Genomic DNA, 23,435 nt, shown 5'->3' on the forward strand with positions numbered 1-23,435 from the left:
GAGGTCAGCGGTCGGAGCCCGCTGCCGAGCCGCCCCCGCCGGGCTGACTGGTCTGCGAGCCGGCCGCCGGGGGCTGGGGGGACGGCGTGGGAGCAGGCTCGTGGTGCGCGGGGGCCTGCTTCTGTGTGGACGACGCGCCGGAGGCTCCCTGGTCGTCGCCCTGACCTCCACCGCCGCCCTGGCCCTGGCCCGAGCCGCTGCTCGTGCCTCCGCTCCGGCCGGGGTCGTCGCCTGCCGCGCCCGCTCCGCCCGCGCCCGCCTGCGACCCCGCGCCGAGCGGGGCTCCCGGCGCGGACTGCTCCTGCGCCGCCGTCGAGGGCGGCGCAGCCTGGCTCCCGTGGGCGTCGCCGGCCCCGGCCGACGTCGAGCCGCGGTGGTCTCCCCGGTTCCGCGGCGACGGGGTCGCCTCGTTCGCCTCGTCATGCCCCGGCGCTGGCGCGGCGGGCGTCGGATGCGCGGGAGGCCCGACGAGCTTCGCCAGGCTGGAGATCGCGTCGCCGACGACCGCGTGGAACGCGGGGCTCGCCGCCGCGGCCGCGGACGCTCCCCCGGCCAGCGCCGCGGCCAGGAGCACCACCGTGGTCGTCCGCGCCCCGCGCCGGGCGAACCACGACGAGCGTGCCGGGCGACGGCCGGACATCAGCCGCGCGACGTCGCGCGACGGCGCGGGCGGCTCCGCGGCGGCGGTCGCCTTCAGCTCGTCGAGGAGGGCGGCGAGCGCCGCGTCGTCCTCCAGGCCGGCCTCCTGAAGGAGGCGCAGCACCGGGTCGTCGGCAGGGTTCGCGGTCATCGCACCTCCTCCGGTTCCCGGCCGGCGTCCACCAGCGCGGCCGCCTCGTCATCGCTCGCGACCTCGCGGCGCAGCGCGAGCAGGGCCCGGCGCTGGAGCTGCTTGACCGCCCCGGGAGTGCGGCCCATGATCCCGGCGACCTCCTCGACGCTGAGGTCGGCCAGGACGCGCAGCGCGACCACGTCGCGGTACTCGGGGGTCAGCCGGGCGAGCAGCTCGGCGACGCCGGTGTCGCCGTGCACGACGTCGTCCTCGGCGGACGGCGTGCTGCGGGTGTCGGTGAGCGGGTCGTAGGCGACGGCGACCGGCACGCGGGAGCGCCGCCGGTGGTGGTCGACCACCCGGGCGTGCGCGATGGTGAAGAGGAGGGCGCGGAGGCCGTCCCGCCCTCCGGAGAGCGACTCCAGCCGCGGGTAGAGCGCGACGAAGACGTCCTGCGTCACGGCCTCCGGATCGTCCACGCCCTGCGAGCGGAGGTAGGCCAGCAGCGACGCCGCGTGGGTGCGGTAGGCGTCGGTGAACAGCACGGCGGTACCGCCGGTGTCGCGGTGCGCGCGCTCCTTCACGGGCCGGGCCTCACGCGGCCACTCTAGTGGGATCAGCCACTCCGACGGGAGGAGGCCGACCGCTGAGCGCAGCGCGGTGCCACCATCACCACCACCCGCCGCGAGAACCCGAGCCCGCGGCAGGCAGTGGTCCATCGTCTACGCCTTCCGCGCGCCGTACGACGCCCCGGCCGGGCCGGTCGGGATCCGCGCGCCCCGGGGGGTTGGCGCAGCGGTTCCCTCCAGCCCGACCGGGACTTCCGCGAAGCGGACGCCGACCGGAGCGGTGACACGGGGACGATGGGCGGCGGACTTCACGGGGACGACCGAAGTCGCACAGCACGCCGCGATGGCACCCGCCCCCGGCGCCGGCTCCGCGGGGGCGGCGGAGACGGAGGTGGGGGCGGGGGTCGTGGGGGGCATCCGGGTCCTTCCTGATATCCGGGGAAGGCCGACGCCCTCGGTGACTTAATCGCCGGGAGGCGCGAAAGGTTACGCGGGAGCGGAAGATTTCCGCAGGGGCCATAATCGGGGCAGCGCGCCGACGGACGGCGCCGCAGAAGGAGCAGGCATGGCGCACGCAGACGGCACCATCACCATCGACCGGTCCCCGGCGGAGGTGTACGCGTTCCTGGCCGACGGCCTGAACAACCCGCGCTGGCGGGCCGGGGTGAAGGAGGTCTCGCTGCGCAGCGGGACGGCGGGCGAGCTCGGCGCCGTGTACGCGCAGACGCTCACCGGGCCGGGAGGACGGCCTATCGCGGGCGACTACCGGATCACGTCCGCCGTCCCCGGCCAGGAGCTGCGGTTCGAGGTCATCACCGGGCCGGCGCGTCCCGAGGGCGTCTACACGCTCACCGCGGACGGGACGGGCACGCGCGTGCTGTTCGCGCTCGACTACACCCCGACCGGGCTGAAGAAGCTGATGAATGGGATGATCGAGAAGACGATGACGGCCGAGGTCGGACAGCTCCCGAAGCTCAAAGCGGCGATCGAGGGGAACTGATCCCTATCCTGACAGGATGAGCGTCCTGCCGCCTCCGCCGCCGCCCGGCTGGTATCCCGACCCGACTCCCGCGCCGTCGTACCGCTGGTGGAGCGGCGGGTCGTGGACGGGGTACACCTGGCCGGCTGCGGGGCAGGCCTCGACGGCGGCGCAGTCGGGCGCCGTGCAGACGGTCTCCACCGCGTCCTCCGGCTCCCCGCGCCGCACCAAGTGGCTGGGCCGCTGGGGAGGCTGGCTGATCGTCGCGGGCAGCGCCGCGGTGTGGCTGTGGCTGTTCGGCCTCAGCCTCCTGTTCTCCGTGCTCGCCCCGCACGCGCACGATGGCGCGCCGCCGGTCCTCTCGCCGTACCTGCTGGTGACCGGCAGCGGCACTGCGGCCGCCGCCATCTTCTACACGATGGCCTACAAGCTGCGGCCGGAGGACCGGCTCAGCGTTCCGCGCCTCGTCACGGTCGCGTTGCTCGGCGGCACGGTCGCGACCCTCCTGGTGCTGCCGGTCGAGGGCCTCATCGACATCGCGGCCGGAGGGTCCTCGCTGCGTCCCAGCCTCGCCGTGCTGGCCTGCGCCGGTCTGGTGGAGGAGCTGGCCAAGATGCTCTGCGCCGTGCTGCTCTGCCTGCGACTGCCGGTCAAGAACGCCCGGATCGGACTGTTCGTCGGCGGGGCGGTGGGCCTCGGCTTCAGCGTCATCGAGAACCTCGGCTACCTCCAGCAGTCGTTCGCACTCGGGCAGGCCGACGGCGCGGGGCTCGGGCTGTTCCTCACCACGACGGCGGCCCGCCAGCTCAGCGGACCGTTCCTCCATCCGGTGTTCTCCGCGCTGCTCGGTGCGGCGGTGTTCGGCGCGGCGCGGGACGGCCGGTTCCGGATCACGTTCGGTGTGGTGGCGGCGTACCTCGGCGTCGCCGCCGCGCACGGCCTGTTCGACGCGCTGCAGTGGACGGCGAGCGTGCGCGCCCTCGGCCCGGCGACCGGGCTCCTCGTGATTCTGCTCTCGCTGGCGTTCGCGGCGGGGAGCGGGCTCACCTGGCTGTACGTGGTGCGGCGCGTGCGGAGGAGGGAGGCCGCGGCCGCGGCTGCGACCTCCGCCTGGGGCTGAACGCGCGGCGACTCCCCCGCCCTAGGATCGGCGCATGACGGCATTCGACGAGGCGGCGCTCGGCGGCCTCCGGCGTGGGTTGACGGCCTTCTGCTACCAGCTCCTCGGCTCGCCGTTCGAGGCGGAGGACGCGGCGCAGGACGCCCTGGAGCGCAGCTGGCGCGCCCGCGACACCTTCGACCCGGCCAAGGGGTCGCTCTCGACCTGGTGCTACCGGATCGCCCGCAACGTCTGCCTCGACCGGCTGCGGGAGGCGCCGCGGCGACCCCTGCCGCGCGACCTCCGGGATCCCAGGCTGGAGGCCGGCGCCCCGCTGGTGCCCGCGCTCGACGTGCCGTGGCTGCTGCCGGCGCCGACCGGCTGGGCGGCCGCCTCGGAGGTCGAGGGCCGCGCCGAGCGCCGCGAGGAGGTGCGGTTCGCGGTGACCGCGATGCTGCAGTACCTGTCGCCCGTGCAGCGCGGAGCCTTCGTCCTCCGCGACGTGATCGAGCTCAGCGCCGCCGAGACGGCCGCGGTGCTGGAGGTGTCGGTGGCGTCGGCGAACTCCGCGCTCCAGCGGGCGCGCGCCGCGATCGCCGCCGGGGTCGAACGCGCGCATCCGCCCGCGCCCGGGGCCGTCGAAGGCTACGCCCGCGCGATCGAGCGGGCCGACGTGGACGCGCTGGCCTCCCTGGTCGCCGACGACCTGGTGTTCGAGATGCCGCCCGTGCCGGACTGGTCGATCGGCGTCGCGCCGTACCTGGCGTTCATGGCGCACCTGTTCTCCTGGCGCGGCGTCGAGTGGTCGACCACCCCGATCTCGGCGGGCGGGCAGCCGGGCTTCCTGCTCTACCGGGGTGTCGGGGAGGCGCGCGAGCCGCACACGCTCCAGCTCTTCGACGGGGACGCCGGCGGCGCGATCGGGCATGTGCTCGTGTACCAGCATCCCCGGCTGTTCGCCCTGTTCGAGGAGGACGCTGCAGCCGTGCGATGATTTCCGGCCCTCCCGCACGTATCCACTGATGACACCGAGAGGCGGTGTCGTCAGGAGGACCATCATGGGAGAGCTGATCGTCGTGCAGTTCATCACGCTCGACGGGGTCGTGGAGGACCCGGACGGCAGCGGCGGCGCGCCGTTCGGCGGCTGGGCGATGCGCTTCGGGCCGCAGGGCGTCGCGGGGGACAAGTTCCGACTCGGCGCGATCCTGGAGACCGGGACGCTGCTGTTCGGGCGCCGCACCTGGGAGCAGTTCAGCAGGCTGTGGCCGGCGCGCGACGACGACTTCTCGCGGTCGATGAACCGCGCGGCGAAGGCGGTCGTGAGCGGCACCTCGGTGGATGTCGCGCGCTGGTCGAACAGCGAGCAGGTCGCGGGGCCGCTGGAGGACTGGCTAAACGCGACGCTGCCGCAGCGCGACGTGGTCGTCATCGGCAGCGGCACCCTGGTCGGCCCGCTGGCCGCGGCCGACCGCGTCGACGAGTACCGGCTGCTGACCTTCCCGACCGCGGTCGGCGCGGGGCGGCGGCTGTTCCCGGACGGGGCGCTCCTCACGCTGACCTCGTCGGAGCAGGTGGGGCCCGCGAGCCTGACGCGGTACCGGAGGGCGTAGCGTCCGGTTCGGGGGTGCCCGCGGGACCCGCCTGCGCCGTAGATTCTGCACATGGCCGCGACCCCCCTCCCCTCGGCCGGCGAGCCCCCGCTCGACGGCCCGAAGACCTGCGACGCCGGCGGGATGATCGACATCCTCCGGCTCTACCGGCACGCGTTCGGCGAGGCGGGCGGCCTGGTGGACGGCGTGGCCGACGGCGACAGTGCCCACGCCGACGTCGTCGCGTCCCAGCTCGACCTCATCTCGGTCTCGCTGCACGCCCACCACGAGGGCGAGGACGCGAGGCTGTGGCCGGCGATCGACGAGCGCGCTCCGTCGTGCGCCCTCCACGTCGAGCGGATGAAGCGGCAGCACGCGGCGATGCTCGTGCACCTGACCGCGCTCGACGCCGCGCTGCCCGGCTGGCGCGCTGCTCCGGGGGCCGCGACCGTCGAGCCGGTGCGGTCGGCGCTCGCGGGGATCAACGCCGCGCTCGCCGAGCACCTCCCCGACGAGGAGGCGAACATCGTCCCGGTCATGGAGCACGTGGTCACGAAGGACGAGGAGAAATGGTTCGCCGACCACGGCCGCCGCAGCACGCCGAAGGGCCAGCAGTGGAACATGCTGGGCGCGATCCTCGCGGCCCAGCCGGACGGCGGCGACGTCTGGATGAAGAAGAACCTGCCCGCGCCGGTGGTCCTGATCTGGCGGTGGGTGGGTCGCCCGCGCTACCGGCGCTACCGTGCGGCGCTGGAAGGCCGGTCGCCGTCCGCGTCCGCCCGCTGAGCGAACGCGATCAGCCGCTGCTGCGACTCCGCATAGGAGGTCGCGACCGGCACGTCCCGCCCGTCGCGCACCGCCTCGGCCACATCCACCGCCGCGTCGATCGCCACCCGGTACGGCAGCGAGCCGGTGCTGACCCGCCGGACGCCGAGCACCTGGAGGTCGTCCAGGCCGAGCCCGGGGACGACCAGCACGTTCAGCGGCAGCGCGATGGCGGCGGCGAGCCGCTCGATGGTGGCGGGGTCGGTGACGCCGGGCACGAAGATCCCGTCCGCCCCCGCGTCGGCATAGGTCGCGGCCCGCGCCGCGACCGCCTCCACCGTGTCGTCCTCGTGGAACCAGTAGGAGTCGACGCGCGCGTTGACGAAGACGCCGGGGGCCTCCCGCTTGACGGCCGCGATCTTCGCCGCGGGGATGGAAGGGTCGACGAGGTGCCCGTCCGCGGAGTCCTCCAGGTTCACGCCGACCACGCCGTCCGCGGCGAGCGCGGCCACGAAGGCGGCGACCGCTGACGGATCGTCGCTGTAGCCGTCCTCGATGTCGGCGGTCAGGAAGACGTCGAGCGTAGCGATCCGGCGGACGAGCGCGACGGTGGCGTCCCGGCTGGCGCTGCCGGCATCGGGACGCCCGGCGGACGCGTTGACGCCGAAACTCGTCGTGCCGACGGCGGGGAAGCCGGCGGCGGCGAAGGCGATGGCGCTGCCCGCGTCCCACGCGTTCGGGAGCAGGAGCGGCTGGTCCCCGTGGTGCAGGTCGCGGAACGCGGCGAGGTCGCGGACGGTCATGGGTGGGGACTCCCCTCGTTGGGTGGGAGGGTACTCCGTTCAGCGCGCCGTCGCCCTCAGCGCCCGCAGCGTCGCCGCGATCCCCTCCTCGACCGGCGTCGCCGTCACGCCGAAGGCGCTCTCGAACGCGGTCGAGTCGAAGAGGTACGGCGCCTCGTACTGGTAGGCCATCTCCAGCGTCTCGCGGGCCGGTGTGCTGAAGAGGGCGCCGATCCGGAGGGTGCCGCGGCCGATGACCTTCACGCGCGCGGAGGGGCCGGCGGCGAGGCGGAGGTACTCGCGGCCGGTCAGCGCCGGCGCGGTCGGCAGGTGCCAGGTGCGGCCACCCGCGGCGGGCTCCGTGCCGAGCACGGCGAGCGCCGCACCGACGTCGGGCGTGTAGGTGAGCGAGTGCGGCCGGTCGGCGTCCACGAGCCAGGAGCCCGCCTTGCCGCGGGCGATCGGGGCGAGGCCGAACATGTCGAAGGCGCTCGTGTCGGCTCCCGGGCCGTAGAAGTCGGCGCTGCGGCCGATCGTCACATCGAGCCCGCGCGCGGCGGCGGCGTCCAGCGCGCGCACCACGTCGGCGCGGATCGCACCCTTGCGGCTGTTCGGGCGGAGCTCGGTCTGCTCGGTCATCGGGCCGCGCAGCTCGCCGTACGCGTACACGTTGTCGAGGTACACCAGCCGCACCCCGTACTGGAGCGCGGCGTCCACCACGTTCCGCGTGATGACGGGCCACTGCTGCGCCCACACCCGCGCCGAGTACGCCGGGGCCACGACCAGGTAGGCGACCTCCGCGCCGTCCAGCACCCGCGCCACGTCGGCGGCGTCGAGGAGGTCGGCGGTGGCGGACGTCGCGCCGTCGACCGCCGCGGGGCGGCGTCCGACCGAGACCGGGGACCGCCCGGCCCGGACGAGCGCACGCACGGTCTCCCGCCCGGCCACGCCGTTGCCGCCCAGGACGACGTGACGGTCGGCGCTCATCAGGGGTCCTCTCGTTGGGGTCAGGACCAACCTAGGGCCGCGCGCGCCTCCGTGTCAGGTCACAGCCGCAGCCGCACCACGAACCCGAGGAACCCCAGCACCGGCACGGCGAGCACCGACGCGACCGCGATCACCGTGCGCACGACCTCGAACCGAAGCGCACGCCGCAGCCCGACGACGGCGAGCACCCCGATCAAGCCGCCGACGCAGTTCAGGATGACGTCGTCGATGTCGGACGCCCCGACGGCGAGCACCCACTGGAGGACCTCCACGGCCACGCTCACGGCCGCGACGATCAGCAGGTTCGACCACAACCGCGCCCTGCGCCGCAGGAACGTCAGATATGCGCCGAGCGGCACGAAAGCGAGGATGTTCCCGGCGATGTTGGCGAACGCGAAGCGCCGCACGCTCGCGGGACCGCCGAGGTAGTCGGCGATGCTCGCGAACGGGACCAGGTTGAGTGACCGCTCGGAGCCCGGCACCCGGGAGAACAGCAGCAGCTTCGCCAGGAACAGCAGGGAGAGCGCGAACGCCACCCAGATGACGGCGGACTCCACCTTCGCCCGGGTCGTGGAGGGCGGGGTCTCGGTGAGCGGCTGGCTGGGCACGAGAGGACGCTAGCGGGTTGACCTTTCCACCGGCTGCACGGCAGCCTCACGGCGTGGCGGTCGGGACCGGCGTCGCCGTGGGCACTGGGGTGGCGGTCGGCTGCGGCGCCGGCGTCCCCGTCGGAGCAGGCGCGGGCGCGGGAACGGGCCCGGGATTCGCGGTCGGCCCGGGGGTGCTTCCCGTCGCTCCCGAGCCGGTGGGCGCTGGCGAGGGAGCAGGCGCCGGTACCGAGGTCGCTCCACCGCCCGGGACCTGAACGGCAGCCGGATCGTGAGCGATGATGTCCTTCAGCTCCTGCTCGAAGACGAGCAGCTGCGATTGCACCGCCGACAGCCCGAGGCCCTGGAGGTCGTGCGAGTAGGCCATGATCTTCGCCCAGAGCGCGGCGATCCGGCTCATCGTCGCGGCGTCGGGCCGGCTAGTCACCGTCAGCACCAGCTGGTTCGCCAGGGCGGCGGTCACGCAGTCGACGCAGCCGTAGTTGGCCGCCACCGCCAGGTTCTGCGGCACGACGACGTGCGTCTCTCCGACGATGATCACCACCTGGAACGCCACGGCGACGGTCGTGCAGCCGGAGCAGTGCGCGAACGCGTACGCGGAGTTGGTGTTCAGGGCCGATTGGCCGCCGGTCACCCACACCAGCGCGAAGGCGACGTCGTACAGCGTGGACCCGTTCGTGGTGTTCACCGCGAGCGCCTGGTTGTCGCCGGGGCGCGGAGCGGCGGGCTTGGTGAACGGGAAGACCCAGGACGGCGACCGGCCGTCGCGCGGGACCAGGACCATCGCGAGCTGCGGATGCTCGGCGGTCGGCCGGGCGCCGCCGCCGGGCCAGATCGTCTGCACGGCCCCCGTCGTGCCGGCCGTGAGCCGTCCCGACTGGAGCGTCGCCGGCGCGAGGATGTCGGTGAGCGTGCCGCGCTCGTAGGGCTGGATGGGGCGATACGTCTGCGGCGCCGGCCACCAGGCGAAGGCGAGGCCGCCGATGATCGCCAGCACGAGCGCGGCCGCGACGCCGCGGCGCACCGGCCTCCCGCGCGTGCCCGTCCAGAGCCGCACGAGACCGGTCCGGGCGAGCCGGAACAGGATGTAGAGGGTGCCCAGGATCGGCAGGGCCGTCGCGAGCATGAGGACGAGCTGCGCCGCCCCCGCGGCCAGGTCGCCGCGGCTGGACACCACGGCGAGCACGTGGGCCCGCTCCGCCAGCGCGGCCCAGGCCGTGGCGAGCACGCGGGGCAGCGTCAGCACCATCGCCACCAGCGAGAACAGCAGCATCGGGACGACGACGAGCACCCAGACGCTGACGACGGCACGCGCCCACGGCCGGAGGGTCCGGGACTCCGGGCGACGCCAGCGCCACGGCAGGAGGCCGAGGAGGGTCGGCCCGATGCGCTGGAAGAGGTCCGGCACACCGGTCAGGTCCGCCAGCACGTGATACCCGTCGAACCGCACGGTCGGCAGCAGCTGGTGGACCATCTGCAGGAGCTGCGTGAGCACGACGAGCAGCAGCGCATCCCAGCGGGTGGCGAACCAGACGCCGACGATGGCGACGGCGACGATCGCGTTGAAGTAGAGGCCGCCGAGGTCGGTGCGGACGCGGCCGGCGCGGCCGAGCCGGTACGAGTCGGTGACATCGGTGAAGAACGCCGGCCAGAACAGGTAGAGGCCCATCCCCATCCGGCCGGGGGTCGCGCCGCCGTACCGCGCCGCCGCCGCGTGGCCGAACTCGTGGAAGCCCGCCGACAGGACGGTCACGGCGACGATGAGCAGCAGGACGCCCGGGTCCTGGAACGCGTGATACGTCGCCGACGCCAGGCCCTGCACCAGCAGCAGCCACCAGCACGCCGCCACGAACAGGCAGATCACCGGCACGACGACGAGCGGATGGAACAGCCGGGCGAACGGCCCGGTGAGCCGCCGGGTGCGGTCGGGATCGGTGATCTCCTTGCGCAGCCGCAGCCCGAGCAGCGGGGAGGATCGCTTGACCTCCGGCTCGCTGCCGTCCGCGCGGGTGAGGAGGCCCAGCGGGCGCAGCGAGGAGTCGACCAGGTGCGCGACGTCGCCGGGGCCGACGGCACGGCCGACCCGCTCGCTGACGCGTTGCGCGATCTGGCCGATGTCCTGCGTCCCGTCGACCTCGTCGAGGATCGCGAACAGCAGCGGCGTGAGCTGGAGGACCTGACCGTCGCTGCGACGGGCCAGCGACGGCGGCTCGCGGTACCCGGAGCCGCGCATCGCGCCGATCAGCTGGACGCTCCCGGCGCGCGCGGGCACCTCCGTGGAGCGGTCGACGCTCTCCCCCGGCGGCTTCGATGCGATCGTCACGGCGGTGCGTTACGGCTGCGCGGGCGGCTGTCCGATGGTCGACTGCTGGCCCGCGGTCGCGTCCGCCGAGCCGGTGATGGTCTGGTCGATCGCGGCGTCCTGGTGCGAGACGGCGGCGGCCTGGCTGTCGATCGAGCCGATGTTGGCGGCGACACTCGCGTCGATCGGCGCCGCGACGTTCGCGTTCGCGGCGACCGCGCCGTTGATCGGGGCCGCGATGTGCGCGTCGGCGGCGGCGTTGATGTTCACGTTGAGGAGGTTGCCGTCCGTGATCGAGCCGGGGGTGGCGGTCGGCTGCGGGGGCGCCGGGGTCGTGTCCGCCGTGGGAGCCATGTCGCTCACCTGGTGGGAGTTGGCGACCGCGTCGGCCGCGATGCCCTGCTGGATGCCCGCGCTCTGGTCGGCGCCCGCGACGGCCGTCGAGCCTGCCGAGAGCACGTTCGCGCCGGCGGAGGCCTCGATGGGCGCGGCGACGTTGGCGTTGGCCGCGACACCGAGGTCGACCGGGGCGACCAGGCCGAGCCCGAGGTTCAGGTCGGCGTTGAGGTCGAGGATGGAGGCCACCTCCTTGTCGGGAAGCGGCGTTGCGGCCTCCGCCGCGAGCTCCTCGGCGGAGAGCGGCTGCGGGTCGGGCGTGCTGTCGTCGTTCATGGGAGCTGTCCTCTCGCGGCGCGCGGCGCGCCGATCGCTGCGGACGGTACGTGCGGCTGCCGTTCCCGGGAAGACCGTTTTCCTCCGCCGAAGGCCGTGGTATGCGCTGGCCCACGCGCGACCGCGGGTGCCCCGACGGTCAGGCGACCCGGACCGCGAAGATCCTCCCCGCATCCGGATCCCCCCGCAGCGCCGCCTCGTCGTACCCCTCTGCGGAGGTCGTGATGTATAGCGTCGCGTGGTCCGCCCCGCCGAAGCAGCAGCTCGACACCTGCGCGGCCGCGACCTCCACGCGGGCGAGCAGCCGGCCTCCGGTGTCGTAGCGCTGCACGGCGCCGCCGCCCCAGAGCGCGACCCAGAGGCAGCCCTCCGCGTCCACGCACATCCCGTCGGGGGCGCCCTGCTCCGCCGGGATGCGGATGACGACCTCGCCGCCGCCCAGCCCGTCGTCGGCCACGGTGAAGCGGCGGACCGTCCTGGTGGGGGTGTCGATGTAGAAGAGGGTGCCGCCGTCCGGCGTCCAGGCCAGGCCGTTGGAGATGGTCGCGCCGTCGAGCATCAGCCGCGGGCGGTCGCCGTCGAGGCGGTAGAGCGCGCCGGCGCCGGGGGTCTTGTCGTACGCCATGGTGCCCGCCCAGAACCGGCCGAGCGGGTCGAGCTTTCCGTCGTTCATCCGGCGGCGGACGCCGTCGTCGGGCAGGACGTCGGCGATCGGGGTGAGGATGCCGGACCGGTCGAGCCGGTGGAAGCCGGCGCCGGCCGCGACCAGCCAGCCGCCGTCCGGGTCGGCGCGGTCGGGGACGATGGCGCCGACGGCCATCCCGAGCTCGAAGGGCGGCTCCTCGACGAGCGCGCCGGTCGTTGTGGGGCGAGCGCGGCGGACGACGCCGCGGTACTGGTCGACCCAGAGCAGCGTGCCGTCGCGGTCGTCCCAGAGCGGTCCCTCCGCGTGCTCGGCTGCGGCCTCCACCGCGACCTGCGCGTGCAGGACCTGCGGCCCCGTCACCGGGCCGCCCGCTCGTGCGCGAGGCTCGGGATCTGCGTGGCGAACTTGCCGCCGGAGACATCGATGAGCGCGCCGGTGAGGTAACCGGCATAGTCGCTCGCGAGGAAGCAGACCAGGTCGGCGACGTCCTCCGGGCGCTCCCAGCGGCGCAACGACAGGGTGTCGAGCAGGCGGCTCTGGCGGGCCGCCGGGAGGTCGGCGAAGCCGTTCATGGCGGTGGGGATCATCCCGGGCGCGTAGGCGTTGACGGTGATGTTCCACGGCCCGAGCTCGGAGGCGAGCACGCGCGTGAACTGCACGACCGCGGCCTTGGACGCGCCGTAGGCCGCCGCGCCGACGCTCGGGATGATCGCCGCGAAGGAGGCGGCGTTGACGATCCGGCCGCGCCCGGCCCGCTTCATCGCCGGGATCACGGCCTGCGACAGCGCGAACACCCCGAACACGTTCACGTCGAAGCACGCCCGCCAGCGTTCGGGGTCGAGCGTCTCGACCTCGCCCTCCACGTTGACGCCGGCGTTGTTCACCAGCACGTCGATGCGGCCGAACTCGCGCTCGACCGTGTCGATCGCGGCGCGGACGGACGCGGTGTCGGTGACGTCGCAGCGGATCGTGCGCGCGAGCTCCTCCACGGCGTCGTCGAAGGCGAGGTCGAGGGCGACGACGGTGGCGTTCTCGGCGGCGAAGCGCTCCACGAGCCCGCGCCCGATGCCGCGGCCTCCCCCGCTGACGATGACGACCTGCCCGGCGAAGTCGATGAGCATGTGACCTCCAATAGTCATACTATTGAGGACATCGTAGCGAGGTGAGAGGAGGTCCGCGATGGGTTCTCCCGCGGACGGGCGCGTGGTGTGGATCACCGGCGCGGGCAGCGGCATCGGCCGGGCCACGGCGATCGAGGCGGCGCAGGCCGGGTGGCGGGTGGCGCTCACCGGGCGCCGTGCCTCGGCGCTGGAGGAGACCGCGGCGGCGGTGCGGGAGGCGGGCGGCTCGGCGCTGATCGTGCCGGGCGACGCGACCTCCGACGACGTCATCCGTGACGCCCTCGACCGGATCACCGCCGCCTGGGGCCGGCTCGACGCGCTCGTTCTCGCCGCCGGGCTGAACGCGCCGCAACGCCGGTGGGCCGACCACGACCTCCCCACCTTCGATGAGATCGTGCGCGTCAACCTCACCGGCCCGGCGCACGTCGTCACGGCCGCGCTGCCGCTGCTGCGCGCGTCGCACGGCGTCGTCGTGTTCGTGTCGTCGTACTCGGCGTGGGCGTTCAGCCCGATCGCGGGTGTCGCCTACAGCGCGTCCAAGTCCGGGCTGTCGGCGCTGAACCGCACCCTCAACGCGCAGGAGGCCGCGTCCGGCGTCCGGTCCTGCCACCTCTGCCCCGGCGACGTGAACACCGACTTCCTCGGCCACCGCCCGCAGGTGCCCTCGGACGACGCCCGCGCGGTGATGCTGCAGCCGGCGGACGTGGCGCGCAGCATCCGCTTCGTGCTGGAGGCGCCGGCGCACGTGCGGTTCGACGAGCTGGTGGTGTCGCCGGTGTCGCAGACGTGAGCGAGGCCCCGGTGGACGGCGGGCGGGCCTACCGCCGCGTCCTCGACCGGCTCGGCCGCGCGATCATCGCGGGCGACCTCCCGGCCGGACGCGTGGTGAACGTCGAATGGGCGATGGAGCAGACCGGCGCCTCCCGCAGCGTCGTGCGGGAGGCGACGCGCGTGCTGGTCTCCCTCGGCCTCCTCGTCGCCCGCCAGCGGGTCGGCCTGACGGTGACCGCGAGCGAGGCCTGGGACGCCCTCGACGGGGACGTGGTCCGCTGGCGCCTCGACTCGCCGGACCACGACGCGCAGATCGCGGAGCTCCTCGACCTCCGCCTCGCCGTGGAGCCGGCGGCGGCCCGGGCCGCGGCGACACGGCGCACTCCCGAGCAGGCGGCGACGCTGGCCGCCGCCGCGCGCGATCTGGAGGACGCGGCCGCGCGCCGGGACGCCGCGGCGTTCTTCGAGGCGGACGCGGCGTTCCACAGCGGCGTGATCGCGGCGAGCGGCAACCGGATGTTCGTGCGCCTGCAGGCGGTGCTGCGGGAGGCGCTGCGCGAGCGGACGCCGCACGCGCCGGTGCGCTGGCGGGACGCTCCGGCGGATGCGCGGCTGCACGCGGAGGTCGCGGCGGCCATCCAGGGCCGGGAGGCCGCGGTGGCGGAGGAGGTCATGGGGCGGATCGTGCGCGGGGATTGACGCGCGCGCGTGCGACGGCCCCGGCATCCGCTGGACACCGGGGCCGTCGTCACGCGCTACTTCAGCGCGGCAATGATGGCGTTGACGTCCGGCGTCCCCCACCCGGTCGGGCGGTCCCAGCCCGCCGTCGCCGAGTAGCCGCCGCTGTACGTCGGGGTCGTGTTGCTACCGACCGTCACGTCGTAGAGCAGGCCCTTCGACGCCCAGCTCTGCGCCTGCTCGCCGACGTTGCCGACCGTGTGCCCGACCGCCTGGATGGTGTCGGCCGTCAGGGCCGCCCACTGCGGCGAGCCCGCCGACGTGCCTCCGAAGAAGTAGAGGCCGTTGTTGTCGCCGCCGAGGAACCCGAGGTACGTGAGCACTCCGGTGTAGACGCTGGCGTTGTACGCGACGTCCGATCCGCCCTTCGCCGTGAACAGGCTCGGCGCGCCGCCGGTCTCGCCGACCACGCCGAAGGCGCAGGTCAGCGGGCAGGTGGCGAAGTCGCCCCACACGGTCTCGCGCGGCTGGTTCAGCCCGCTGCCGGCCCAGAGGTTGGTGCCGCCGACCGAGGTCACGTTCGGGTCGGAGGCCGGGAACGCGAAGTTCGCGAAGCCGGCGCCGTTGTCGGAGCCGCTGTCCCCGGAGGACGCGAACAGCGACATCCCCTGCGACGCGGCCTTCACGAACGCCTTCTCGCCCTGGCTGGTCTGCCCGTTGTTGGCGTTCGGCGACGAGATCAGGTTGTCCGCCTCGCCGAAGCTCATCGACAGCACGTTGCCGAGCTTGTTGTCCACCGCGTACTTGATGGCGTTGTCGATCGTCGCCCCGTGGTCGTTCGCCGCCACGACGAGCGCGATGTTCGCGCCCGGCGCCACCGCGTGCGCCCACTGGACGTCGAGGGAGGTCTCCTCCGCCCAGCCGAGCTGCGTGCCCTTGCCGGTCCAGGTCGGCTTGCCGCCCGGGTAGTAGACCGTCAGGTTCGGCGTCGGGAGCCCGAACGCCCCGGAGAACGCCGCGAGGTCCGACTGCACGGTCGGGCTGCCGAACGCGTCCACGATGACCACGGTCTGCCCGGTGCCCGCGGGGACGCCGTTGATGGTGGCCGGGATGTCGTACGCGGCGCGGATGCTGTCCGGGGTCTGGCACGCCACCCGACCGGCGGTCTGCGCGAGGCACTGGGCCGGCGTGAGCGACGGCGTGACGGCGCTGGTGGAGAGCCCGGCCTTCTCGACGATCGGGTGGACGCTGTAGACGCCGCTGGTGTCGGGGGTCGCGGCGCTGGGTGTGACCGCGGACGCAGGCGCTGTGACCGCAACCGCGAGCGCGGCGGCTCCGGCGATGGCGAGGCCGAGTGAGACGAACGACGAACGTTTCATGCTGCTCCCTTATCCCGCCGCCGCTCCAGCGCGACGGCCCGAGATGCACCCTAACTCGGGGTGGACCGATCGGTATAGAAACCGCGCGCGATCCCATTCTGAGAAAGCTCTCAGGCTCTCCGAGACGGCGGATTCTCCGCCGTGTGGGGCCGAGGCGGCGGAGAATCCGCCGCCTCGGCGAAGCATCAGTTGCAGTTGCCGGAGCCGGAGTCGGAGTAGTTCAGCACCGAAGCCGGCTGGCCCGCGCCGGCGAGCGCCGGGGTGTACGAGTAGTCGTAGCTGTGCTGCTTCAGGGTGAGCTTCATCGTGCCGTAGCCCTGGTCGAAGCCCGTGAGCACGTTGGCGTTCGCGTAGCTGCCGTCCGCGTTCTTCGCCAGGGTGTCGAGCGCCTCGCCTCCGGTGCCGACGATGAACTCGGGGATGCCGTTCTTCGGGTCGTACTGGCCCGCGGGGTTCATCGGCTTGAGGTGCGCGTAGGCGTGCTCGTGGCCGTTCAGCACCAGGGTGGCGTGGTTGGCGTAGAGCAGCTTCCACCAGGCGTCCGCCACCTGGCCCTCCTGGCCGCCCGCGCCCGGGTCCCCGGCGCCGACCGTGGCGGTGGAGGCCGTGGTCGCGCTGAACGTCGGCTGGTGCCAGTAGGCGATCGTGCACTGCTGCTGGTTGCTCTTCAGGTCGCTCGCGAGCCAGGTCGTCTCCTGCGCGAGGAGGCCGCCGTCCGTGGTGGAGCAGTCGTTTCCGAAGGCCGCCGAGTTGCACTCGACGTTCAGCGAGATGATGTGCCAGTTGCCGAGGTTGTACGAGTACCAGCCCTGGTTCGCCGTCGTGTCGTCGCCGGCCTGTCCCGAGGTGTTCGGGGCGCCGGCCTGGTCGTGGCCGTTGAAGTAGGCGAAGTAGCCGTTGCCGTTCTGGCCGGCCTCGTTGTCGCCCTTCTTCGTGTACGAGTAGTACTCGTGGTTGCCCGGCGCCGGCTTCTCCAGGAACTTCAGGCCGCCCCAGGCCTGCTCGAAGGAGCCCTCGAAGTCGCTGAGCTTGCCGACCTGGTACTGCTCGTCGCCGAGCAGCGCGACGGCGTCCGGCTTCATCGCGTCCGCCTGCTTCGCGGTCGCGAACTCGGCGTCGTAGCCGCCGAGGCTCGGGCTGCCGCACTTGAGGCCGGCCGGGTTGGCGGCGTTGTCGCTGTCGTTCGGCTCGCACGCGATGTCGCCGACCGCGGCGAGCGTGTAGGTCTTGGCATCCTGCGCCTTGACGGCCGAGTCGTAGGGCCAGCCGTTGTCGATCGCGGGCGCGGCGACAGCGGCTGCCGTGCCGAGGAGCGTCGCGGCGACGACGCCCGCGGCGATCATGGAGAGCTTGCGGGTTCTGGAACGCATCGAGATCCTCCTGAGACTGGTGAGACGACCCCCCGGGAGAGGTGCGAGCCTCGAAGCAGCGGGCGTCACACCGGTGAACCGCCGCCGACCATCCGGTGAACGCTTTCTGCGGACTCTCACAGACTCCGCCTGAACGGCAACCCGAACCCCCAGCGAGTCGGCGAGTCACGGGCCGCGACAAGTGGCGTAGCGTGACCGGCGTGCACCAGAACCAACAGCATTCGACGCAGAAGGTGGCCGAGCGGAGCTCCTCGCCGCAGGGCCGTCCACCGAAGGGACAGGGCCGTCCACCCCGGGGGACGGACCACCGGCAGCGACTGCTGTTCGGGGCGGCGCTGGCCGCGCTCGGCGTCGTCTTCGGCGACATCGGCACCAGCCCGCTCTACGCCCTGAAGACCGTCTTCCTGCTCGACGGCGGTGCAGTGCGCCCGAACCAGGACGACGTCTTCGGCGTGATCTCGCTGATCTTCTGGAGCGTGACGATCATCGTCTCGATCAAGTACATCGGCATCCTGATGCGGGCCGACAACGACGGCGAGGGCGGCGTCATGGCCCTGGCCGCGCTCGCGCAGCGGCTGTACGCCAAGAACGTCGGCAAGGCCGGAACGCTCCTCGTGATCGGCATCGTCGGCGTCGCCCTCTTCTACGGGGACTCGATCATCACGCCCGCGATCTCCGTGCTGTCCGCGGTCGAGGGCCTCCACGTCACCGTGCCGGCCATCTCCCACCTGGTCATCCCCATCGCCGCGGTCATCCTGGTCGCCCTGTTCGTGGTGCAGAAGTTCGGCACGGGCAGGGTCGGCGTGCTGTTCGGGCCGGTCATGGTGCTGTGGTTCGTCGTCATCGGCGTGGCCGGGCTCGCGATGGTCGTCCAGTTCCCGGCGGTGCTGCTCGGCCTGTCCCCGACCTACGCCATCGCGTTCCTCGTCAGCAAGCCGCTCATCGCGTTCGTCGCGCTCGGCGCGGTGGTCCTGGTCATCACGGGAGCGGAGGCGCTCTACGCCGACATGGGCCACTTCGGCCGGGCGCCGATCAGCCGGGCCTGGTTCTTCCTGGTCTTCCCCGCCCTCGTGCTCAACTACCTCGGCCAGGCGGCGCTCGTGCTGCACGACCCGGCGACGCGCGTGGATCCGTTCTTCCTGCTCATCCCGGAGTGGGGCCGGCTGCCTGTCGTGATCCTGGCGACCGCCGCCACGGTGATCGCGAGCCAGGCGGTGATCTCCGGCGCGTACTCGCTCTCCCGCCAGGCGGTGCAGCTCGGCCTGCTGCCGCCGCTGACCGTCAAGCAGACCTCCAAGCACGAGGGCGGGCAGATCTACCTGCCTGCCGTCAACCTCCTGCTGTTCATCGGCGTCATGGCGGTCATGCTCTCGTTCGGCTCGTCCGACCGGCTGTCGACGGCGTACGGCATCTCGGTGACCGGAGCGCTCGTCGTGGACACCGTCCTGCTGCTGCTCGTCGCACGGCCGCTCTGGCACTGGGCGACGTGGAAGATCGTGCTCGCGGCCGTCGCCTTCGGCGGCCTGGAGCTCAGCTTCCTGGCCGGCAACCTCTCCAAGATCGTCAACGGCGGCTGGGTGCCGCTGCTGATCGCCGGGATCGTCATCCTCGTCATGACCACCTGGCGGCGCGGACGTCAGCTGGTGCAGGCCGACCGGCTGAAGAAGGAGGGCTCGATGGAGGAGTTCATCGAGGAGATCCGCAAGAAGAGGCTGCCGCGGGTGCCGGGCATCGCCATCTTCCCGCACCCGAACAAGGCCACCACCCCGCTGGCACTGCGGGCCAACGTCAAGCACAACCACGTCCTCCACGAGCACGTCATCATCGTGGGGGTGAGCACCGCGCAGGTGCCGCACGTGCCCTCCGCGGAGGCCTTCGAGTACGACCCGCTCGGCTACGCGGACGACGGCGTCGAGTTCCTGCACATCACGTTCGGCTTCTCGGACGATCCGGACATCCCGCGCGCCCTCCGCGCCGCGGTGCGGGAGGGTGTGCTGCCGCTCGACTCGGCGAACTTCAAGCAGGCGTCGTACTTCATCTCCCGCGGCGCGATCCGCATCACGCGGAAGGACAGCATGGTGCCGTGGCGCCGGTCGCTGTTCGTCGCGCTCGCCCACAACGCCGCGAACCCGGCAGCCCGGTTCGGGCTGCCGGCGTTGCGGACGGTCACGATGGGGAGCGACGTCGAGATCTGAGCGGGCTCAGGCCTCCGCCGCCGCGCGGATCACCTCCGCGATCTGGGCGTGCTTCGGGATGAACGCCGTGTGCGACCCGTCGATGTGCGAGGTGGTCGCCTTCATCCGCTCGGCGTAGAACTCCTCCGCCTTCGGTGAGATGGCGTTGTCGTGATCCGACACGACGAACCAGCTCGGGATGTCCTTCCAGCCGGCGGCGGTCGCGTTCTGGGTGAGGGAGGCCACCGCGAGCGGGCGCTGCGTGGCGTACATCACGGCAGCGGCCTCCTCGGAGGAGTCGCCGCAGAAGACCTCGCGGAAGCGCTCCTTCTTCACGTAGACCTCCGGGCCGCCGGGCGACCCGACCGCGTCGTACGTGGTCGGCTGGTTCTCGGTCGCCAGCAGCGGGGCCGGGAACGGCTCCTGCGCGCTCACGCAGCTCTCGCCGACGTCGAGGCCGAAGGCGGCCAGGTAGACGAGGGCCTTCACGTTGCCCATCCCGGCGGAGGCCTGTGTGATCACCGCGCCGCCGTACGAGTGGCCGACGAGCACGACCGGCCCGTCGATGGCGCCGACGACCCGAGCGACGGAGTCCGCGTCGGTGAGCAGGCTCCTGAGCGGATTCGGCGGTGCGACCACCGGGTAGCCGGATGCCTCCAGGTCGCCGATCAGACCGGCGAAGCCGGAGGCGTCGGCGAAGGCGCCGTGGACGAGCACGATCGTGGGCTGGTCAGCCATGAGTCTTCCTTCGTGTCAGTGAGTGAGGTGAACGTCGCCATCCTGAGACTCCCTCACCGCACGCGGCAAGACCCGACCGCCCGCTATTCGGCGGAGCCGGTCTCCTCGTCCAGCTCCGCACGCACCTCGTGCTCGACCAGCACCGGCACGAAGTCGCGCACGGGCGCGTCCTCGTACTGCTCGTAGTGCTCCTCGACCAGCTGGTCGATCTCCTCCTTCGGCACCTCCGGGAAACGGTCGCTGAGCCGCTCGGCCACGTGCTCGAGTGCCACGGCTTCGTCCTGCAGACCGGCACCCGGGGTGCGCTTGTCGTGTTCGCTCGTCATGCCGCGATTCTCCGCCCGGAGGACGGAAAGGCAAGTCCCTGCTACCCGGCGTACACCGTCCTCCCGGCCACGATCGTCTCCACGACGCGGGCCCGCAGCAGGGAGGCCGCCCCCTCTGCGAAGACATCCGCGTCCAGCACCGCGAGGTCGGCGGCGAACCCCGGCGCGATCCGCCCGCGCCAGTCGCCGTCGCCCACCGAGGCCGCGGCGTCCCGGGTCGCGTGGGCTACCGCGCGCTCCAGCGGCAGCGCGTACTGCGGGTGCACCGCCGGGACCGACGGGTCGAGCGCGGACGCCCGGGTGGAGGCCACGTACAGGTTCGCGAGCGCCTGGTGCGGCGCGGTCGGCGAGTCGGTCGAGAAGGCGAGGAGCGCGCCGGCGTCCTCGTACTCCGGCCACGGGAAGGCCCGGTCGACCCGCTCGTCGCCCAGCATCTCGGCCCAGTTCTCGAAGATCGCCGGGTCGGAGTGCACCGGCTGCATCGACGCGGTCACGCCGAGGCGCGCCATCCGCTCCGCCGTGCCGGGCGCCGCATACTCCAGGTGCTCGATGCGGTGGCGCCGCGGGAGGTCGCCGTTGACGGCGACGGCCTGCTCCAGCGCGTCGAGTGCGAGCTGGCTCGCGTAGTCGCCGATCGCGTGCTGCGCGATCTGGAGGCCGGCCGCGTCCGCCGCCGCGACGACCGGCACGAGCCGCTCCAGCGGCCAGATCGGGTCGGCGTTGCTGCCGTCCGCGTACGGCTGCCGCATCGCAGCCGTGCAGGCGTCGATGACGCCGTCCAGGATGAGCTTGATGCCGACGACACGCAGCCACGGGGTGGCGGGCTCCGCGGCGAGCTGCGCGGCCCGCTCGACCTGCGCGAGGTTCGCCGCGTCGTCGCCGGTGTTCGTGATGAGCCAGTGCGCCGCGACCCGGATCGGCAGCTCTCCCCCGCGCCGCTCCTGCGCCCGCTTGAGCGCGGCCAGGCCGAACTCGTCGAACGCCATGTCGACGACGCCGGAGACGCCGGTCGCGAGGTAGGCGTCGATCGTGCGCTCGACGTGCTCGTCCCGGTCGGCGTCGGTGGTGGCCTCGTCGCGCTGCGCCCAGGCGTACTGCGTCGCCGCGGTCTCCAGCAGGAGGCCGGTCGCTTCGCCGTCCGCGTCGCGCACGATCTCCCCGCCGATCGGGTCGGGGGTGTCGCGCGTGATGCCGAGCTCGGCCAGCGCCGCGGTGTTGACCCAGCAGGAGTGGTAGTCGTTGGCGTCGAGGTAGACGGGGATGTCCGGGAGGACCGCGTCGATCATCGCCGCGGTCGGCGCCCCGTCCGGGACGGCGTCGAACAGCCAGCCGCGCCCGCGCAGCACGGTCGCATCGGGCTGGGCCTCGCGCGCCTCCACCAGCAGCCGGAGGATGCCGTCGAGGTCGCGCGCGTCGGTCAGGTACACCTGGCCGAGCGCGGCGCCCATCATCAGCAGGTGTGTGTGCGCGTCGGTGATCCCGGGGAGGACGACGCGGCCCTGGAGGTCGACGGTCCGGTCCGCGGCCGGCGCGGCAGCGTCCTCACCGACCCAGCCGATCGTCTCGCCGGTCACGGCGAACGCGGTCGCCCAGGCGGCATCCGGGTCCGCGGTGAAGACGCGGCCGTTGCGGTAGAGCGTGGTCAGGGTCCGGTCGGTCACAGCCGGCCCTCCTTCCCGAGCCGGGTCCGGCTCAACAGTGCGTACAGGAGTGCGCTCACGGTCATCCCGACCGGAACGGACAAGTCGATATGGCCGATCGCGCCCGAGACGGCACCCGTCCACACGTCGGTCGACAGGCACAGCGCCGTCGCGACCCCGCCGACCACCAGTGCGGTGATGCCGGGGATGCTCCAGCCGCCGGTGTACCAGAACCGGCCGCCGCGCCGGTCGTCGAACAGGTCGAGGCCGTCGTAGACGTTGCGGCGCCGGATCACGTCGACCACGAAGATCGCCATCGCCGGCCCCGAGACCACGACCAGGAACTGCAGCAGCAGGTTGGCGGCCTCCAGCAGGCTGGACGACAGCACGAGGTAGATCGTGAGCGCCGTCCCGACGACGCCGACGATGATCGCGGCCGGGATGCGCTTGAGCTTGAAGCCGATCGCCTGCAGCGACATGCTCGACGAGTAGGCGGTCATCGCGTTGAGCGCGATCGTGTTCACGATGACGCCGATGACCAGCAGCGGGCCCATCCAGCCCGGGAGCAGGTCGAACAGCGCGACGTCGATCCCCGCGTCGAACGCGCCGGACTTCAGCCCGGTCGCCAGCAGCACGCCCACGATCGTGAACACGACGAACGGGAGGGCGCCGCCGAGCGCCGTCGCCGCGGCGATGTGCGACGGCTTGGTGGAGCGCGGCAGGTAGCGCGCGAGGTCCGGGCTGTTGATGAACGACAGCGGGGAGGAGGCCAGGATGGTGAACCCGACCGTGATCGCCGACCAGAGCGCGACCCCGCTCAGCGGGTGCGCGGCGGTGTAGCCCCAGTCCACGGTCGGCAGGATGAACAGCGAGACGCCGACGAAGATCACGAACAGCAGCACCGCCATGACCGGGTAGATGCGCAGGATGAGAGCGTGCCCGAAGATCGCGACCGCGATCGTCACCGCGGAGACCACGATCGTGACGCCGATGGGCACCCAGACCGGGTCGCTCAGCCCGACCCTCCGCAGCAGGTCGGCGCCCATGAAGGACGAGGCCAGCCAGGTCAGCGCGAGGAAGACCGCGCCGATGAACCAGCCGACGAACGCGACGAACAGCTTGTTGCCGATGATCCCGTACATGGCGCGGGTCACCACCGAGCCCGAGGTGCCGGAGGCCGGTCCGCTGGCCGCGATGATCCCCGGGAACACCCAGAGCAGCGCGGCGACCAGGATGACCGCGACGGCCTGCCAGATCTCCAGTCCCAGCAGGATGAGCGTCGCGCCGATCGTGAAGTTGAGGATGCTCACCCCCGGCGCCGCCCAGACGAAGAACAGGTCGCGGGCGCGGCCGTGCCGGTCGGCATCGCCGATGACCTCGATCCCGCGGGTCTCGGGTTGGGTGGACACATCCACGAATTCTTCGGCGCCGATCCGTTCTCGGGTCATGGCGGTTCCTCTCTGACTCA

The 23,435-nt window shown here is 72.9% G+C and carries 23 protein-coding genes; 8 read left to right on the forward strand and 15 right to left on the reverse strand.

The window, feature by feature from the left end; all coding sequences use genetic code 11:
- Window positions 1-4: 4 nt before the first annotated feature.
- Window positions 5-790, reverse strand: a complete 786-nt coding sequence (locus ABCS02_RS18770; protein WP_345837182.1) for a hypothetical protein — start codon at window positions 788-790, stop codon at window positions 5-7.
- Entirely contained in the window at window positions 787-1,356 is a 570-nt protein-coding gene (locus ABCS02_RS18775; protein WP_345837183.1) for a sigma-70 family RNA polymerase sigma factor, read from the reverse strand. The genes ABCS02_RS18770 and ABCS02_RS18775 overlap by 4 nt, the downstream gene beginning before the upstream one ends.
- 550 nt (window positions 1,357-1,906) lie before the next feature.
- On the opposite strand from ABCS02_RS18775, the gene ABCS02_RS18780 reads away from it, so the two are divergent.
- From ABCS02_RS18780 to ABCS02_RS18800, 5 genes are all read left to right on the forward strand, one after another.
- On the forward strand, window positions 1,907-2,341 hold the full coding sequence (locus tag ABCS02_RS18780) for an SRPBCC family protein (RefSeq protein WP_345837184.1): 435 nt from the start codon (window positions 1,907-1,909) through the stop codon (window positions 2,339-2,341).
- Window positions 2,342-2,357: 16 nt separating this feature from the next.
- The gene (locus tag ABCS02_RS18785; RefSeq protein ID WP_345837185.1) at window positions 2,358-3,440 is read left to right on the forward strand and encodes a PrsW family glutamic-type intramembrane protease; all 1,083 of its coding nucleotides are present in this window, start codon (window positions 2,358-2,360) and stop codon (window positions 3,438-3,440) included.
- A gap of 34 nt (window positions 3,441-3,474) precedes the next feature.
- Entirely contained in the window at window positions 3,475-4,413 is a 939-nt protein-coding gene (locus tag ABCS02_RS18790) for an RNA polymerase subunit sigma-70 (protein WP_345837186.1), read from the forward strand.
- A gap of 64 nt (window positions 4,414-4,477) precedes the next feature.
- Complete coding sequence (locus tag ABCS02_RS18795; RefSeq protein ID WP_345837187.1) at window positions 4,478-5,029, forward strand: dihydrofolate reductase family protein; 552 nt, start codon at window positions 4,478-4,480, stop codon at window positions 5,027-5,029.
- A 51-nt stretch (window positions 5,030-5,080) separates the two neighbouring features.
- On the forward strand, window positions 5,081-5,794 hold the full coding sequence (locus ABCS02_RS18800) for a hemerythrin domain-containing protein (protein WP_345837188.1): 714 nt from the start codon (window positions 5,081-5,083) through the stop codon (window positions 5,792-5,794).
- Here ABCS02_RS18800 and ABCS02_RS18805 read toward each other — a convergent pair.
- The 7 genes from ABCS02_RS18805 to ABCS02_RS18835 all read right to left on the reverse strand — a co-directional run bounded on the left by ABCS02_RS18805 (window position 5,746) and on the right by ABCS02_RS18835 (window position 12,891).
- The gene (locus ABCS02_RS18805) at window positions 5,746-6,576 is read right to left on the reverse strand and encodes an isocitrate lyase/phosphoenolpyruvate mutase family protein (RefSeq protein ID WP_345837189.1); all 831 of its coding nucleotides are present in this window, start codon (window positions 6,574-6,576) and stop codon (window positions 5,746-5,748) included. The genes ABCS02_RS18800 and ABCS02_RS18805 overlap by 49 nt on opposite strands.
- Before the next feature lie 39 nt (window positions 6,577-6,615).
- Entirely contained in the window at window positions 6,616-7,542 is a 927-nt protein-coding gene (locus ABCS02_RS18810) for an NAD-dependent epimerase/dehydratase family protein (protein ID WP_345837190.1), read from the reverse strand.
- Window positions 7,543-7,601: 59 nt separating this feature from the next.
- The gene (locus tag ABCS02_RS18815; RefSeq protein WP_345837191.1) at window positions 7,602-8,150 is read right to left on the reverse strand and encodes a VanZ family protein; all 549 of its coding nucleotides are present in this window, start codon (window positions 8,148-8,150) and stop codon (window positions 7,602-7,604) included.
- Between the two features lie 46 nt (window positions 8,151-8,196).
- Window positions 8,197-10,473: a hypothetical protein gene (locus ABCS02_RS18820; protein ID WP_345837192.1), complete on the reverse strand. Its 2,277-nt coding sequence runs from the start codon at window positions 10,471-10,473 to the stop codon at window positions 8,197-8,199.
- A gap of 9 nt (window positions 10,474-10,482) precedes the next feature.
- Window positions 10,483-11,124, reverse strand: coding sequence for a peptidoglycan-binding protein (locus ABCS02_RS18825; protein ID WP_345837193.1), 642 nt, complete (start codon window positions 11,122-11,124; stop codon window positions 10,483-10,485).
- Window positions 11,125-11,263: 139 nt separating this feature from the next.
- The gene (locus ABCS02_RS18830; protein ID WP_345837194.1) at window positions 11,264-12,130 is read right to left on the reverse strand and encodes an SMP-30/gluconolactonase/LRE family protein; all 867 of its coding nucleotides are present in this window, start codon (window positions 12,128-12,130) and stop codon (window positions 11,264-11,266) included.
- A complete protein-coding gene (locus ABCS02_RS18835) occupies window positions 12,127-12,891 on the reverse strand; it encodes an SDR family NAD(P)-dependent oxidoreductase (protein ID WP_345837195.1) in 765 nt (254 codons plus the stop codon). Before ABCS02_RS18835 ends, ABCS02_RS18830 begins: the two co-directional genes overlap by 4 nt.
- A gap of 58 nt (window positions 12,892-12,949) precedes the next feature.
- On the opposite strand from ABCS02_RS18835, the gene ABCS02_RS18840 reads away from it, so the two are divergent.
- Window positions 12,950-13,681: an SDR family oxidoreductase gene (locus ABCS02_RS18840; protein WP_345837196.1), complete on the forward strand. Its 732-nt coding sequence runs from the start codon at window positions 12,950-12,952 to the stop codon at window positions 13,679-13,681.
- Entirely contained in the window at window positions 13,678-14,361 is a 684-nt protein-coding gene (locus tag ABCS02_RS18845; protein ID WP_345837197.1) for an FCD domain-containing protein, read from the forward strand. The genes ABCS02_RS18840 and ABCS02_RS18845 overlap by 4 nt, the downstream gene beginning before the upstream one ends.
- Window positions 14,362-14,417: 56 nt before the next feature.
- On the opposite strand, the gene ABCS02_RS18850 is transcribed toward ABCS02_RS18845, so the two are convergent.
- Complete coding sequence (locus ABCS02_RS18850; protein WP_345837198.1) at window positions 14,418-15,719, reverse strand: S53 family peptidase; 1,302 nt, start codon at window positions 15,717-15,719, stop codon at window positions 14,418-14,420.
- Between the two features lie 185 nt (window positions 15,720-15,904).
- A complete protein-coding gene (locus tag ABCS02_RS18855) occupies window positions 15,905-17,089 on the reverse strand; it encodes a metallophosphoesterase (RefSeq protein WP_345837199.1) in 1,185 nt (394 codons plus the stop codon).
- 200 nt (window positions 17,090-17,289) lie between these two features.
- On the opposite strand from ABCS02_RS18855, the gene ABCS02_RS18860 reads away from it, so the two are divergent.
- Window positions 17,290-19,284, forward strand: coding sequence for a potassium transporter Kup (locus ABCS02_RS18860; RefSeq protein WP_345837200.1), 1,995 nt, complete (start codon window positions 17,290-17,292; stop codon window positions 19,282-19,284).
- Window positions 19,285-19,290: 6 nt separating this feature from the next.
- Here the strand turns inward: ABCS02_RS18860 and ABCS02_RS18865 are convergent, their stop codons facing one another.
- From ABCS02_RS18865 to ABCS02_RS18880, 4 genes are all read right to left on the reverse strand, one after another.
- Window positions 19,291-20,001 carry an alpha/beta hydrolase gene (locus tag ABCS02_RS18865; RefSeq protein ID WP_345837201.1) on the reverse strand — a complete coding sequence of 237 codons (711 nt, stop codon included), beginning with the start codon at window positions 19,999-20,001 and terminating at the stop codon, window positions 19,291-19,293.
- Window positions 20,002-20,084: 83 nt separating this feature from the next.
- On the reverse strand, window positions 20,085-20,327 hold the full coding sequence (locus tag ABCS02_RS18870) for a hypothetical protein (protein ID WP_345837202.1): 243 nt from the start codon (window positions 20,325-20,327) through the stop codon (window positions 20,085-20,087).
- 41 nt (window positions 20,328-20,368) lie between these two features.
- Window positions 20,369-21,988: an amidohydrolase gene (locus ABCS02_RS18875; RefSeq protein ID WP_345837203.1), complete on the reverse strand. Its 1,620-nt coding sequence runs from the start codon at window positions 21,986-21,988 to the stop codon at window positions 20,369-20,371.
- Window positions 21,985-23,415 (reverse strand): cytosine permease, encoded by a 1,431-nt coding sequence (locus ABCS02_RS18880; protein WP_345837204.1) that lies wholly within the window; start codon window positions 23,413-23,415, stop codon window positions 21,985-21,987. Before ABCS02_RS18880 ends, ABCS02_RS18875 begins: the two co-directional genes overlap by 4 nt.
- Window positions 23,416-23,435 lie beyond the last annotated feature (20 nt).

The organism is Microbacterium sp. X-17, from assembly GCF_039615055.1.

What these genes read in the sequence shown, in the direction of transcription:
- ABCS02_RS18770 (WP_345837182.1), bottom strand. Translation starts at nt 790, where the DNA reads ATGACCGCGAACCCTGCCGACGACCCGGTGCTGCGCCTCCTTCAGGAG.
- ABCS02_RS18780 (WP_345837184.1), top strand. Translation starts at nt 1,907, where the DNA reads ATGGCGCACGCAGACGGCACCATCACCATCGACCGGTCCCCGGCGGAG.
- ABCS02_RS18785 (WP_345837185.1), top strand. Translation starts at nt 2,358, where the DNA reads ATGAGCGTCCTGCCGCCTCCGCCGCCGCCCGGCTGGTATCCCGACCCG.
- ABCS02_RS18790 (WP_345837186.1), top strand. Translation starts at nt 3,475, where the DNA reads ATGACGGCATTCGACGAGGCGGCGCTCGGCGGCCTCCGGCGTGGGTTG.
- ABCS02_RS18795 (WP_345837187.1), top strand. Translation starts at nt 4,478, where the DNA reads ATGGGAGAGCTGATCGTCGTGCAGTTCATCACGCTCGACGGGGTCGTG.
- ABCS02_RS18800 (WP_345837188.1), top strand. Translation starts at nt 5,081, where the DNA reads ATGGCCGCGACCCCCCTCCCCTCGGCCGGCGAGCCCCCGCTCGACGGC.
- ABCS02_RS18805 (WP_345837189.1), bottom strand. Translation starts at nt 6,576, where the DNA reads ATGACCGTCCGCGACCTCGCCGCGTTCCGCGACCTGCACCACGGGGAC.
- ABCS02_RS18810 (WP_345837190.1), bottom strand. Translation starts at nt 7,542, where the DNA reads ATGAGCGCCGACCGTCACGTCGTCCTGGGCGGCAACGGCGTGGCCGGG.
- ABCS02_RS18825 (WP_345837193.1), bottom strand. Translation starts at nt 11,124, where the DNA reads ATGAACGACGACAGCACGCCCGACCCGCAGCCGCTCTCCGCCGAGGAG.
- ABCS02_RS18835 (WP_345837195.1), bottom strand. Translation starts at nt 12,891, where the DNA reads ATGCTCATCGACTTCGCCGGGCAGGTCGTCATCGTCAGCGGGGGAGGC.
- ABCS02_RS18840 (WP_345837196.1), top strand. Translation starts at nt 12,950, where the DNA reads ATGGGTTCTCCCGCGGACGGGCGCGTGGTGTGGATCACCGGCGCGGGC.
- ABCS02_RS18850 (WP_345837198.1), bottom strand. Translation starts at nt 15,719, where the DNA reads ATGAAACGTTCGTCGTTCGTCTCACTCGGCCTCGCCATCGCCGGAGCC.
- ABCS02_RS18855 (WP_345837199.1), bottom strand. Translation starts at nt 17,089, where the DNA reads ATGCGTTCCAGAACCCGCAAGCTCTCCATGATCGCCGCGGGCGTCGTC.
- ABCS02_RS18865 (WP_345837201.1), bottom strand. Translation starts at nt 20,001, where the DNA reads ATGGCTGACCAGCCCACGATCGTGCTCGTCCACGGCGCCTTCGCCGAC.
- ABCS02_RS18870 (WP_345837202.1), bottom strand. Translation starts at nt 20,327, where the DNA reads ATGACGAGCGAACACGACAAGCGCACCCCGGGTGCCGGTCTGCAGGAC.
- ABCS02_RS18880 (WP_345837204.1), bottom strand. Translation starts at nt 23,415, where the DNA reads ATGACCCGAGAACGGATCGGCGCCGAAGAATTCGTGGATGTGTCCACC.